Origin of the sequence: Acetobacter sp. (assembly GCF_047723915.1) — a bacterium.
Taxonomy (GTDB): Bacteria; Pseudomonadota; Alphaproteobacteria; order Acetobacterales; family Acetobacteraceae; genus Acetobacter.
Genome location: NZ_JBDOBQ010000009.1, coordinates 37,613 through 49,746, shown reverse-complemented (window position 1 = coordinate 49,746; position 12,134 = coordinate 37,613). Strand labels below are relative to the sequence as shown.

Below are 12,134 nucleotides of genomic sequence, written 5' to 3'. Positions count from 1 at the left end.
CTGATCTCGTCATGATGGAGTTATGTGCCCATGAGCGGCATTGTTAAGAAAAAGACGATTTCAGCGCAGGTGGCGGACATTCTGCGGCAGAAGATACTCTCGGGGGAATATGAGGCCAACACGGCCATAAGGCAGGAGCATATTGCCGCCGAACTGGGGGTTAGCCGCATACCTGTGCGCGAGGCCCTGCACCAGCTTTATTCCGAAGGGTTTGTCGAGCTGGTGTCCCATAAAGGCGCTGTTGTCTCTTCCATTTCCCTTGAGGAAATACTTGAGCTTTACGAATTGCGGGCCAGGATCGAAACATGGCTGATTGCCCTGGCCATTCCCCGAATGGTGGAGGCGGACTTTGCCCGTGCTGAAATTTCGGCGCGGGAGTTCGCGGCACTTGGGGCTGAGGATGATTATTCCTATGAACATAACTGGAATTTTCACGCGGCACTCTATGCGGCTTCAGGCAGGAAGCTGACCATCGAGATGGTGGGCAAGATCCATCTGCAGATCGAACGTTACGAGCGTATGATGGTCTCCCTGACCGGTGTGCAGGCCAAGTCTGATCGGGAGCACTGGCAGCTTATGGAGTTTTGCCGCAGACAGGACACGGATGCCGCCGTAGCACTGCTTGAAAAACATATTCTCGATGGCGGTCAGATTCTGGTCGAACGTCTGAAAGCCATTCGCGACGGATAAAGTTTTTTTTCAGCAAAAATCTGACTATGGGTGTCTTGATCGTGTGTACCGCCGGAGCTGAGGGGAGGCGGTATGGACCAGACGGGTCGATGTGCAAATGGTTTGTTCTATAATCTGGCAAGGCCGGGAATGCAGGAGTGTAAGGTGGCGGTATCGAAAACTGGAACAGTCCTGATTGCCGGTGGCGCAATTATAGGCAGTTTCATCGCATATTTTTTGAAAAAGCAGGGATTTGCGGGCGAGATTACCGTTGTGGAGTCCGACCCGACTTATGCGCGTTCGTCAACGGCATTATCGGCGGCATCCATCCGCACCCAGTTCGGTTGCCCTGTCAATGTGCATATGAGCCTGTTCGGGGCTGAGCTGTTTCGCAATATCAAAGACGAATTCGGGACCGATGCCGATATCGGCTTTGTCGAAAAAGGTTACCTGATTATCGGCCCGGACGGAGCGCAGGCCGAACGGCTTGCAGGCGTTGCCATGCAGAATGGGGAAGGGGCCAGCATTGTGGCTCTGACACCGGCAAAAGCACGGGAACGGTTTTCTTGGCTGAATGTGGACGATATCGGCATTGCGACATTCGGCCTGAAAAATGAAGGCTGGTTCGACGCATGGTCGTTGCTGCAACTGGTGCGCAAGGCGGCCATTCAGGCCGGTGTCACCTACAGACAGGGACAGGTCGATACAATCGATGTTCGGGGCGGCCGGGCCAGCGGCATGAGGCTTGTAACAGGTGAGTCTCTGGCGGCGGACTGGTGCATTAACGCGGCTGGCCCAAAGGCTGCGCATGTGGTGCGTGACCTTGTGCCGGGCCTGCCGGTCGAGCCGCGCAAGCGCACGGTTTTTTCCATCAAGGCGCCTCTTGATGCGGCTGATTTTCCCATGCTGTTCGATGCGTCGGGCGCGTGGATACGCCCGGAAGGGCAAGGCTTCATCTGCGGTATTGCGCCACCAGAACAGAACGACCCGGATGCCACGGGGGATTTCGAACCCGCTTACGACCTGCTGGAGGACGTGGTGTGGCCCGCATTGGCGCAGCGGGTTCCGGCCCTTGAGCAACTGCGGCTTGAAAGGTCATGGGCCGGACATTACGAGATCAATACCCTTGACCATAATGCGGTGATCGGCCCGCATGATGAAATTCCCAACCTTCTGTTTGCAAACGGTTTTTCCGGGCACGGCGTCATGCATGCGCCCGCCGCCGGCCGGGCGATTGCCGAACAGATCCTGACAGGGGCTTACCAGAGCCTGGACCTGACCCCGCTGGGCTATGGCAGAATCCGTTCCGGCACTCCCCTGCATGAAACCGTTGTCTACTGAATGTGACCGTGGCCTGTCCGGGCAACCAGCAGGCCCGGCGCATGGCGTAATGTGCGAGTATTGTTCATGAGCGAGCCATTCCAGACCCTTCATCATATCTGTCTTGTCGTGCATGATCTGGACAGGGCTGCGGATTATTACCAGTCCATCGGCCTTGGGCCGTGGCATGACTTTCCGCCATTTTCCGACTTTTCGCGACTGGATATGCCCAATCTCGAGGGCTTTCTTGGCCTGAAATATAAATTCGCAAACCTGCAGAACATGCAACTGCAGCTCTGTCAGCCGGGAAGTGGAGACACGCCGCAAAAGCGCTTTCTGGACCGGCATGGTGAGGGTGTTTTTCATATCGGCTTCAGTGTCGCAGACAGTAACCGGGCCGAGGCAGAAGCCACGGCCATGGGGCTGAACGTGCTCATGCGCGGGCGGCGCCCCGATGGGAGTGGTTTCACGTATTTCGACACGGCCGAAAAGGCAGGAGGCGTTACGCTGATGGCGCGCTCTCTCCCTTTCGCACAAATGTAGGATCGCCCGGCAAGCCCCCTGTCTTGTCGGAAGATTTCATGCAAGCCTGGGGTTGCGGGGTATCGGCCGGGCTTTGGTAAGTGGAGCCGCGATTTCATGAGGCAGAGGCGGGACGGCGTATGTTGAAACTTTCCATGGCGGGCGCCGGGGCAATTCTGGTGGATGCCGCGACAGGCCCGTTCGAGCAGACGACCCAGCAGCGGATATGGGCATTCGCAAAGCGGATGCGGTGCGTAGATGGCGTGGAGCAGGTTGTGCCGGGCGTTAACAACGTACTGGTCGTCTTTGACCCCCTGAATGTCCCGGGCGAGGATATTGAGGCGCGGATACGCACGGAATGGGCTGGCGCAGGACTTGAAAAGCCAGCCGCCAAGGTGGTGGACGTGCCTGTGCGTTATGGCGGCACACTGGGTGAAGACCTGGCCAGTGTGGCGGAGGAAAGCGGCCTTTCGGTAGCCGAGGTCATTGCCCTGCATAGCGGGGGGGACTATTCGGTGGCTGCGGTAGGGGCCATGCCTGGCTTTGTCTACCTGACCGGGCTTGCTCCTGCACTGGCCCTGCGCAGGCGGAACACGCCACGGCTGAGCGTTCCCAAAGGTGGCGTGGTGATCGGTGGCGGGCATGCGGGTATCATGCCCTGCACAGCGCCTTCAGGCTGGCATATCCTGGGTATGACGGAACTCGAACTGTTCTCGCTCGAACGGCCGGACCCGCTGCTGCTGCATCCGGGCGATGTCGTCCGTTTTTATCCGGTGGAAGGCTGAACATCATGCACGGGAACGGGCAGGACGCTGTGCTGGAAATTCTGGCAAGCAGCACTCTGAACAGCATTCAGGATCAGGGGCGGCGGCATTCCTTGACACTGGGTGTGTCGGTTGGCGGTGCCATGGACCGGTTTGCCCTGTCGGCCGGTAATGCCCTGATCGGGAACGATCTGTCCCTTGCCGGGATCGAGGTCGTGTTTTTCCCTTTCCGGCTGAAATTTCATGTCGATACGCTTTTTGCCCTGACCGGGGCCGATACAGGCGCCAGACTGGACGACCGACCGGTGCCTGCATGGTGGGCCATGCCTGCCAGGGCCGGACAGGTTCTGACACTGGCCAGCCCCCGCGTGGGTGCGAGAGCCTATATCGCGGTTGCTGGCGGAGTGGATGTGCCGGTTGTGCTGGAATCCCGCGCGACGGACCAGAAAGGTGGTTTTGGCGGGCTTGACGGGCGGGGCCTGCAGCGGGGAGACAGGCTGCCGCTCGGCGCACAGGCAGATCACGCAAAAACCTTTCCGCCTGCCGGGTTCGGCGCTGCGATCCATTGGCCCGAAGCGGAGGCCGGTACTCCCGTAAGCGTGCGTGTCCTGCCTGCCGCCGAATGGGACCGGTTCGCGCCCGACGTGCAGAAGCAGTTTCTGGGGGCGTCATGGCAGGTCAGTGCCGACGCCAACCGCGTGGGCTACAGGCTTGGCGGGCCGGAACTGGTGGCCTTGCGCCATGACAGCCTGATGTCACATGGTATTGTGCCCGGCACGGTCCAGGTGCCGTCGTCCGGGCAGCCTATCGTGCAACTGGCGGACGCCAATACCTGCGGCGGCTACCCCAAGATCGCAACGGTCATCGAGGCCGATCAGCGTCTGCTGGCCCAGACGCGGGTTGGCGGGCATATCCGCTTTGTTCTGGCAACGCGAGAGCAGGCGCAACGGGCGCTCAGAACCCAGCATGACGACCTGTCGGCCCTTGCGCGCGCGGCCCGCGCGCTGCTGGCCTGAGACCGAACCTCCCAATGCTTCATTCCGCCCAGCAAGGATCAAGGACATGACACCATCCCACCAGCACGAAGTGGATCTGAATGCCGATCTGGGAGAAGGGTTCGGCTGTTACAGGATTGGCGACGACGACGCGATGCTCTCGATCGTGACATCGGCCAATGTGGCATGCGGCTTTCATGCCGGGGACCCCGAGATCATGGCTGCAACGTTCAGCAAGGCCAGGGAACTGGGGGTGCGCATTGGCGCGCATCCCGGCTTTCCGGACCTGTGGGGGTTCGGGCGTCGTGTCATGCCGTTTACCCCGCCCGAAATCGAGCGCCTTGTGGCCTATCAGGTGGGTGCTGCCATGGGTATGGCCGCCTATAGCGGAGAGACACTGCGTTATGTCAAGCCGCATGGCTCCCTTGGGAACCTGACCGAAAGCAACACGGAAATCGCCGAGGCGGTGGCGCGCGCCATTTATGCCGTGGACCCGCGCCTTCCCGTTCTGGCCATCGCGGGGGGGCAGCTCGACCTGTGCGCGCGGGCGCGGAACATGACTGTTTTTTCTGAAATTTTCGCGGATCGTGGTTATACGGAAGAAGGTCGTCTCGTTTCCAGAAAACTGCCCGGTGCGTTGATCCACGATCCGGACTACGCGGCTGATCGCGTGGTGCGCATGGTCAGGGCCGGCGCGGTCGAAACCCTGTCTGGTGCGATGGTGCCGGCAAAGATCGATTCAATCTGTGTGCATGGCGATAACGCGCATTCGGTCGAAGTGGCCCGTCGCGTGCGTGAGGCGCTGCTAGCCGCCGGAATTGCAGTGCGCGCTTTCTGCTAGGTCCAGATTAGAGGTAAAGCCATGAATCGCGACTTGCTGGACGCCCTGATGGCATTGATGGCCGAGCAGGGGATCGAGGAACTCGACCATACCGAAAACGGTGTGCGGGTACATCTGAAACGAATGGAACATAGCGGTGCGCAGGCAGGGCGATCCGTCGCAATCGCGCCCGCGCAGCCTGCTCCGCCAGTCCCCGCGTCGGATGTGATAAGCCCCGAAGCCGCCTTGAACCCCGGCCCCGCGCAGGTTGAGATCGCGGCCCCCATGGTGGGGGTATTCTATCTTGCCTCCGCACCCGATGCACCGCCCTTTGTCAGCGAAGGCGATGTCGTGCGGGAAGGGGACACGCTGTATATTCTGGAAGTCATGAAAACACTGAACCGGGTCGTGGCTGAATTTCCCTGCCGCATCGTGCGGATCGTTGCCGGAAATGGTGAAACGGTCGAGACCGGAACGCCTCTTTTCGTTGTGGAGCGTCTTCATGACACTGACGTTTGATACTGTCCTGATCGCCAACCGGGGGGAGGTCGCGCTACGCATTGCCCGTGCCTGCAAGGTGCTGGGGCTTGCCTCTGTCGGACTTTATGCGGAGCGGGACGATACCCAGCGCCATCTGGCCCTTGTGGACAGGGCCATTTGCATCGGTCCTGCCGGTCCGGGCAAAAGTTATCTCGATAAGGAGCGGGTCCTGCGTGCGGCCAATCTGACGGGTGCCCAGGCCATTCATCCCGGTTACGGTTTCCTGTCCGAGAACGCGGATTTCGCGCAGGCGGTGGAAGATGCGGGACTGACCCTGATCGGCCCACCCGCTGGCATTATCCGCGCCATGGGCGACAAGATCGAAGCCCGGCGGCAGATGATGGCCGCAGGCGTGCCCTGCCTGCCCGGAACTGAAGGTGCCCTGCCAGAAGACATGGCCCAGGCCCATACATTGTGTGACGCGGTGGGCTACCCGCTGATTGTCAAGGCATCGGGCGGTGGGGGGGGACGTGGGATGCGGGTCGTCCAGACCCCAGCCATGCTGGACGCTGCTATCCAGACCGCGCGACAGGAGGCCATTCATGCTTTTGCCAACGGCAATCTGTATGCGGAACGGTTCCTGACAAGTCCGCGACATATTGAAATCCAGGTGCTTGCGGACCGGGCTGGGAACGCTGTCTGGTTGAGCGATCGGGACTGTTCGGTCCAGCGCAGGCACCAGAAACTGCTGGAAGAAGCGCCCGCGCATGGCCTGTCCCGCGTGGCGGTGGCGGAACTGGGCCGGCAATGCGTGGCGGCCTGCCAGCGTATGGGATATGTCGGGGCGGGGACTTTCGAATTTCTGTATGAAGATGGGCAGTTCTATTTCATTGAAATGAACACCCGCCTGCAGGTCGAACATCCTGTTACGGAAATGGTGACGGGGATCGATATCGTGGCCGAACAGATCCGGGTCGCCGGTGGGCTGCCACTGTCGATCTCGCAGGAGCAGGTCACGATACAGGGCCACGCGATAGAATGCCGGATCAATGCCGAGGACCCGCAGAAATTCATTCCCTGCCCGGGAACAGTCACGCGCTGGCGACCACCCGGTGGGCCCGGCGTACGTGTTGAAAGCCATTTATACGAGGGATACACGATCCCGCCGTCCTATGATTCCCTGATTGCAAAACTTGTAGTGCATGGCGCGACCCGGAACGACGCGATCAGGCGCATGAAAGCGGCGCTGGGCGAAATGGAAATAGGCGGTATTCAGACTACCACGCCGCTGCATCAGCGCCTGATGGATGAACGCGCTTTCGGAAGTTCAGATATTTCGGTGCATTATCTGGAAAAGCTTCTTAACGGGGATGGGGATGGCAGTAATGCGTAATAACCGCACCGTAACGGACCGCGTTGCCCAGATTCGGGACATCACAGCCCGAATGCGGCAGGCCGGAATGGCCCTGCTGGATTATGACGATGGCCAGACACGGCTTTTGCTGCGTCTGGCACCGGCAGGCAGCGCGGAAAATGCTGTTCTGGCGCCCGTGACACAACCCGCGCAGGCTCTCAAGGAAACGCAGGAGCCAGTATTCAGCCCTGATATGGGGGTGTTTCTTACCCGCCACCCGTCTTCGGGGGAGAATGGGGTCGCGGTCGGTGCAAGCGTCAGCAAAGGCCAGATCATGGCTTTTGTCGATGTGGGCCGGATCGTCCTGCCTGTTGTCGCCCCGGTTGACGGCCATGTTGTTACGGTCCGTGCGGTCGAGGGGCAGGTTATCGGCTTTCATGATGTTGTGTTCGAGATGGAAACTGCCTGACCGGGTTGAAATGCTGGAAAACCTGTGCGGACAGAAAATCTGCATTTGCAAAAAGAGTTTTTAAAACCGTGTCGCGCGGTCCGGAAAAGCGCGGCTCCGATCAATCGGGTTGGCGGAGCCTGTCGTTCGCGTCTGACCACCAGATCTGGTTTCGAGGGGAATTACCATGAATGTTCTGATCGTATATGCGCATCCTGAACCCAAATCCTACAATGCCGCCATGAAGGATGTGGCGGTGCGGACATTGAGCGAACTGGGGCATGACGTCACGGTCAGCGACCTGTATGCCATGAATTTTTTCCCCGTTCTCGGGGTGGGGGATTTTCCTGACGGTGTTCAGGACCCGTCCTGTCTGAACATCCCCCGCGAACAGACGCATGCCTATAATCAGGGCACGTTGTCTGAGGATATCCGCGCGGAGCAGGAAAAGCTCCGTAAGGCGGATCTTGTCATTTTTCAGTTCCCGGTCTGGTGGTTCGGTATGCCCGCTATCATGAAAGGCTGGGCCGATCGCGTTTTTGCGCGCGGTTTCGCTTATATTGCGGGCCGCAAATACGATACGGGCCTGTTCCGGGGCAAGACGGCCATGGTGGTCGCAACGACCGGTACCTCGGCCGATACCTATGCCCCCGACGGCATAGACGGCGATATTTTAAGCGTTCTGTGGCCCGTGCACAATGGCCTGCTGCGTTATACGGGGTTCGACGTCGTGTCCCCCTTTATAGCCTACATGCCCGCACGCATGACGCCTGACATGCGTGCCGCCCGGCTGGAGGAGTATCGGCAGCGGCTTCTGAACCTGGACAAGACCCCGCGTCTCTTTTTTCACCCCGCTGGTGACTATGGACCCAACGAACGCCTGCTGCCTGGCGTGCTTGCGCGCTCGGGTATCCAGCGCAACGTCTGAACGGCCCTGGCAGGAGAGACATCGTGCATTGACCGTGCCCCATGGGCACGGTTTTGTGTTTACATTCCCTAAACGTTTACGTATCTTGCGTCCGTTTTATAACGCCTTGAAAAAATAAGTTTTTCTCTCTTTGCAGGCTCTTCTCCACTGTCAGTCAGGATACGGCAGGGGTGGAAGAGTTTTTTAAATTGAATGTCCGGGCCCATTTCAAGATCAGCAAGGCTTTTGCATGTCGACTATAAAAAGCGCGCGCGTGGACCGGCGGGGCGCACTCGTTCACAGTCCGGCGGGTTTTTCTGATTTTACGGCGTTTACGACGGCGAGCCCTGCAAAAGCCGAAATTCTAGCGGTTTTTATTGGCTTCATAGTTGTGTGGACTTTTTTCTACACTGTCACGGAAGCTCCGGTTCCGGTCAAACATGACATGACCGAAGCCTATGCCTGGGGGCAGGAATTCCAGCTCGGATACCATCAGCATCCGCCGTTCTGGGCATGGTTATGCGGGCTGTGGTTCAGGGTATTTCCAATCTCTCCCATGTTTTTCTCAGCTCTCAGTGCGACCAATGCCGCTGTCGGCCTGTTGGGCGCGTGGTATCTGCTGTCGTGCCTTGTCAGTGGCCCGCGTCGTGTTGCCTGTTGGGCGCTGCTGCTTCTGACGCCGCTTTATACTTTTTATGCGTATAAATTCGACGCCAATATTATTTTTCTTTCCATATGGCCATGGACCCTGTTTTTCTTTTTCCGCTCCATCTCGCAGCCGGGCCTGTCATCCGCGCTGGGGCTTGGGGTTATGGTGGGGCTTGGCCTTCTCTCCAAATATTATGTGTTCCTCCCTCTGGCGGGGTGCTTTGGCGCGGCTCTTGTCGCCACCTCGGGCCGGCGCTGGCTGGCGTCGTGCTGGCCGTGGATTTCGGTGGCTGTTGCGCTGCTCACCTTCGCGCCACATCTGGTGTGGCTGGTGCAGAACAGGGCGCCCCCGCTGCACTACCTGGGCAGCAAGCTGGGGGCGCCCTGGCCGGATGTGTGGCATCGCGCGCTCCGGGCCGAGGGCGGGCTGTGTGGGATGATGCTGGGCGTGCTGGCCATTGTCGCGGGCCTTACGCTGCTGACCCCGCGTGGCGCCCGGACCCGGGTGTGCGCTCTGTCCCGTGATCAGGCGCGTATGGTTGCGGTGCTGACCCTGACCCCGCTCGTTTTGACCGGGTTGTCGGCTCTGGTGCTGAAAACCGTGGTGATGGATGAAATGATGATCGGAGTGGTGCCGCTGGCGCCACTGCTGATCATGCAGTTTTTTCCGGGTTGCCCGCCCCTCCTGCTGGCCAGGGTCAGCCTGTGTGGTGCCATTGTGCTGAACATCGGGGCAGTGGTGGTGGCTCCGGCCTATGCGTACTGGCGGGTCGCGCATCAGCACGGATGGCTCAGGCAGGTGCCTGTGCAGGAAATCGCGCAGGAGGCTACAGATCTGTGGCAGCGCCATGTTCCCGCACCGCTGACCTATGTCAGCGGGTCATTTATCCTGGATAACGGCGCGGCGTTTTACAGTCCGGCACATCCGCACAGCTTTGTCAGCCATGATTTCAGTCAGGCGCTATGGGTGACACCGCAACGGATCCGCGAGCACGGGCTTCTTTCGATCTGCATGGCTGACGATATGATATGCCTCCAACGCGCGGCCAGCTTCGCGACTGCGCAAACGCAACAACTGCCCGTGACCCTGTCACATCGGTTTCTTGGTTACACGACCAATCCCGTCGCATTTATCGTGGTGATCACGCCCCCACTCGCGCATTAGCACCCTGGTCACGCTATAGCTTGGGCGCGACATTCCGTGTGGGCGGGTCGGGGTGTGCCGCTTTTGGGCATGATACGGCGGGTGCGCGATCCGTGTTAGGGGAGTATATATGGGCGAGTGGCGGGTTATGCTGCGGCTGGCCTTAAATTATGGTTCCGGGCGGCAGAAGTGCTGGGGCCACTCAGGATAGCGTGCAGATGAAACTATGTCGTTTTGGCAGCCCCGGCGCGGAATGTCCGGGCCTGATCGACGCCCAGGGCGTGTTGCGTAGCCTGGAAAGCCATATAACCGATCTATCGTCCGATATGTTGGCGCCGGACAGGCTGGCTGCTCTGGCCGCTCTTGACCCCATGGCCCTGCCGGTTGTGCCCACTCCGGTCCGTTACGGTGTTCCGGTCAGCGGAGTGGGCAAATATATCTGTATCGGGCTGAATTATCGCGACCATGCGGAGGAATCGGGACTGGCTGCTCCCTCCGAGCCGATCATTTTTCTCAAGGCAGTGACGGCATTATGCGGTCCGGATGACGATACTCTTATGCCCGCGGGGTCGACCAGTCTGGACTGGGAGGTCGAACTGGCCGTGGTCATCGGATCACGTGCGAAAAACGTCACACGCGATACAGCTCTGGAATACGTAGCGGGGTATTGCGTCGCCAACGACGTATCCGAACGTGCTTTTCAGATGCAGTCCAGCCAGTGGGACAAGGGCAAGGGCTGCGACACCTTCGGCCCGCTGGGGCCGTGGCTTGTGACCCGGGACGACATACCCGACCCACAAAATCTGCACCTGTGGCTGACTGTAAATGGACAGCGGATGCAGACGGGGAATACAGGCAACATGATTTTTCCGGTGGCCGAGATCGTGTCCTATGTCAGTCATTACATGACATTGCTGCCGGGCGACGTGATTGCCACGGGCACACCGCCCGGTGTGGGCATGGGCATGCAGCCCCGGCCTGTCTACCTGCGCGCCGGCGATGTGGTGGAACTCGGGATTGACGGGCTGGGCCAGCAAAGGCAAACCGTGGCAGGCTAGCTGCCTGTCCAGTCGTTCGGCACACGCGCGGGTGCTGCATTCCTCCATGAAGATCGCGCATGATAACCCGTCTTTTTCCCTTATGGGCCGTTCTTGTTTCAGCCCTGGCCGTGTTCTGGCCCGCACCGTTTCTGGTGCTGACACCTGCCGTTACGGTTCTGCTGGCATTTATTATGTTCACCATGGGGGTCACGCTGACACCCGGGGATTTTGCGCGTATCGCGCGGCGTCCGTGGCCGGTTCTGGCCGGGGTGGGGCTGCATTATCTTGTCATGCCACTGGCGGCATGGCTTATCGCTCATGCGCTACATATGTCCCCGGAACTGACAACGGGCATGGTGCTGGTCGGGTGTGTTGCCAGCGGTACGGCGTCCAATGTCATGATCTACCTTGCCCGGGGGGATGTCGCACTTTCTGTCAGTATCAGCATGCTGTCCACTCTGGTGGGCATTGTCGCAACGCCGCTTCTGACACGGCTGTACGTGTCAGCCGGGGTTGCGGTCGATAGCTGGGGCCTGTTTCGCAGTATTGTGACAATGGTCGCCCTTCCGGTTCTGGGCGGGGTTGTCGTCAATGCAGTGTGGCACCGCGCGGTACGCCGTGTGGAACCGGCCCTGCCTGTGGTGGCCATGGTTTCGATCCTGAGCATTATCGCCTGTATCGTTGCGGGCGTGGGGCCGTCGCTTGCGTCTGCCGGGCCGGTCGTTCTGGTGGGCGTTGTGGCCCATAACGCGGTTGGGCTGCTGGGCGGTTACTGGGGCGGCCGGGCGCTGGGTTTTGATGAAGCAGTCTGCCGCACCCTGGCTCTGGAGGTGGGCATGCAGAACTCAGGTCTGGCAGCCACATTGGGGCGGCTTTATTTCGCGCCACTGGCGGCGCTGCCGGGCGCTGTTTTTTCGATCTGGCATAATATTTCCGGCTCGGCCCTTGCGGCGCTGTGGGCAGGGCGGCCCGCGACAACGCGCAGGTCTGAATGACGGCGGCTCCAACTCCGGCCGCAGCAAC

13 protein-coding genes are annotated in these 12,134 nt (G+C 59.8%); all 13 read left to right on the top strand.

Annotated elements, in window-relative coordinates:
• Positions 1–30: 30 nt before the first annotated feature.
• The 13 genes from ABF990_RS07135 (at position 31) to panS (ending at position 12,106) form a co-directional block, all read left to right on the top strand.
• Positions 31–690 (top strand): GntR family transcriptional regulator, encoded by a 660-nt coding sequence (locus ABF990_RS07135; protein ID WP_415500386.1) that lies wholly within the window; start codon positions 31–33, stop codon positions 688–690.
• Positions 691–834: 144 nt separating this feature from the next.
• Positions 835–2,010, top strand: coding sequence for an NAD(P)/FAD-dependent oxidoreductase (locus tag ABF990_RS07130; RefSeq protein ID WP_415500385.1), 1,176 nt, complete (start codon positions 835–837; stop codon positions 2,008–2,010).
• A 66-nt stretch (positions 2,011–2,076) separates the two neighbouring features.
• Positions 2,077–2,532, top strand: coding sequence for a VOC family protein (locus ABF990_RS07125; RefSeq protein WP_415500384.1), 456 nt, complete (start codon positions 2,077–2,079; stop codon positions 2,530–2,532).
• Between the two features lie 119 nt (positions 2,533–2,651).
• Positions 2,652–3,296, top strand: a complete 645-nt coding sequence (gene pxpB, locus ABF990_RS07120) for a 5-oxoprolinase subunit PxpB (protein WP_415500383.1) — start codon at positions 2,652–2,654, stop codon at positions 3,294–3,296.
• 5 nt (positions 3,297–3,301) lie between these two features.
• Positions 3,302–4,291 carry a biotin-dependent carboxyltransferase family protein gene (locus ABF990_RS07115; protein WP_415500382.1) on the top strand — a complete coding sequence of 330 codons (990 nt, stop codon included), beginning with the start codon at positions 3,302–3,304 and terminating at the stop codon, positions 4,289–4,291.
• A 46-nt stretch (positions 4,292–4,337) separates the two neighbouring features.
• Positions 4,338–5,111 carry a LamB/YcsF family protein gene (locus ABF990_RS07110; protein ID WP_415500381.1) on the top strand — a complete coding sequence of 258 codons (774 nt, stop codon included), beginning with the start codon at positions 4,338–4,340 and terminating at the stop codon, positions 5,109–5,111.
• A gap of 21 nt (positions 5,112–5,132) precedes the next feature.
• The gene (locus tag ABF990_RS07105) at positions 5,133–5,609 is read left to right on the top strand and encodes an acetyl-CoA carboxylase biotin carboxyl carrier protein (protein ID WP_415500380.1); all 477 of its coding nucleotides are present in this window, start codon (positions 5,133–5,135) and stop codon (positions 5,607–5,609) included.
• Complete coding sequence (gene accC / locus ABF990_RS07100; RefSeq protein WP_415500379.1) at positions 5,593–6,963, top strand: acetyl-CoA carboxylase biotin carboxylase subunit; 1,371 nt, start codon at positions 5,593–5,595, stop codon at positions 6,961–6,963. Before ABF990_RS07105 ends, accC begins: the two co-directional genes overlap by 17 nt.
• Complete coding sequence (locus tag ABF990_RS07095; RefSeq protein WP_415500378.1) at positions 6,956–7,393, top strand: biotin/lipoyl-containing protein; 438 nt, start codon at positions 6,956–6,958, stop codon at positions 7,391–7,393. The genes accC and ABF990_RS07095 overlap by 8 nt, the downstream gene beginning before the upstream one ends.
• A gap of 166 nt (positions 7,394–7,559) precedes the next feature.
• Complete coding sequence (locus ABF990_RS07090) at positions 7,560–8,300, top strand: NAD(P)H-dependent oxidoreductase (protein ID WP_415500377.1); 741 nt, start codon at positions 7,560–7,562, stop codon at positions 8,298–8,300.
• Between the two features lie 229 nt (positions 8,301–8,529).
• The gene (locus ABF990_RS07085) at positions 8,530–10,092 is read left to right on the top strand and encodes a glycosyltransferase family 39 protein (RefSeq protein ID WP_415500375.1); all 1,563 of its coding nucleotides are present in this window, start codon (positions 8,530–8,532) and stop codon (positions 10,090–10,092) included.
• A gap of 197 nt (positions 10,093–10,289) precedes the next feature.
• On the top strand, positions 10,290–11,129 hold the full coding sequence (locus tag ABF990_RS07080; protein ID WP_415500374.1) for a fumarylacetoacetate hydrolase family protein: 840 nt from the start codon (positions 10,290–10,292) through the stop codon (positions 11,127–11,129).
• 59 nt (positions 11,130–11,188) lie between these two features.
• Positions 11,189–12,106, top strand: a complete 918-nt coding sequence (gene panS / locus ABF990_RS07075) for a ketopantoate/pantoate/pantothenate transporter PanS (protein ID WP_415500373.1) — start codon at positions 11,189–11,191, stop codon at positions 12,104–12,106.
• The last annotated feature ends 28 nt before the right edge of the window (positions 12,107–12,134 follow it).

What these genes read in the sequence shown, in the direction of transcription:
- ABF990_RS07095 (WP_415500378.1), top strand. Translation starts at nt 6,956, where the DNA reads ATGCGTAATAACCGCACCGTAACGGACCGCGTTGCCCAGATTCGGGAC.
- ABF990_RS07115 (WP_415500382.1), top strand. Translation starts at nt 3,302, where the DNA reads ATGCACGGGAACGGGCAGGACGCTGTGCTGGAAATTCTGGCAAGCAGC.
- pxpB (WP_415500383.1), top strand. Translation starts at nt 2,652, where the DNA reads ATGTTGAAACTTTCCATGGCGGGCGCCGGGGCAATTCTGGTGGATGCC.
- panS (WP_415500373.1), top strand. Translation starts at nt 11,189, where the DNA reads ATGATAACCCGTCTTTTTCCCTTATGGGCCGTTCTTGTTTCAGCCCTG.
- ABF990_RS07085 (WP_415500375.1), top strand. Translation starts at nt 8,530, where the DNA reads ATGTCGACTATAAAAAGCGCGCGCGTGGACCGGCGGGGCGCACTCGTT.
- ABF990_RS07110 (WP_415500381.1), top strand. Translation starts at nt 4,338, where the DNA reads ATGACACCATCCCACCAGCACGAAGTGGATCTGAATGCCGATCTGGGA.
- ABF990_RS07090 (WP_415500377.1), top strand. Translation starts at nt 7,560, where the DNA reads ATGAATGTTCTGATCGTATATGCGCATCCTGAACCCAAATCCTACAAT.
- ABF990_RS07125 (WP_415500384.1), top strand. Translation starts at nt 2,077, where the DNA reads ATGAGCGAGCCATTCCAGACCCTTCATCATATCTGTCTTGTCGTGCAT.
- accC (WP_415500379.1), top strand. Translation starts at nt 5,593, where the DNA reads ATGACACTGACGTTTGATACTGTCCTGATCGCCAACCGGGGGGAGGTC.
- ABF990_RS07105 (WP_415500380.1), top strand. Translation starts at nt 5,133, where the DNA reads ATGAATCGCGACTTGCTGGACGCCCTGATGGCATTGATGGCCGAGCAG.
- ABF990_RS07080 (WP_415500374.1), top strand. Translation starts at nt 10,290, where the DNA reads ATGAAACTATGTCGTTTTGGCAGCCCCGGCGCGGAATGTCCGGGCCTG.
- ABF990_RS07135 (WP_415500386.1), top strand. Translation starts at nt 31, where the DNA reads ATGAGCGGCATTGTTAAGAAAAAGACGATTTCAGCGCAGGTGGCGGAC.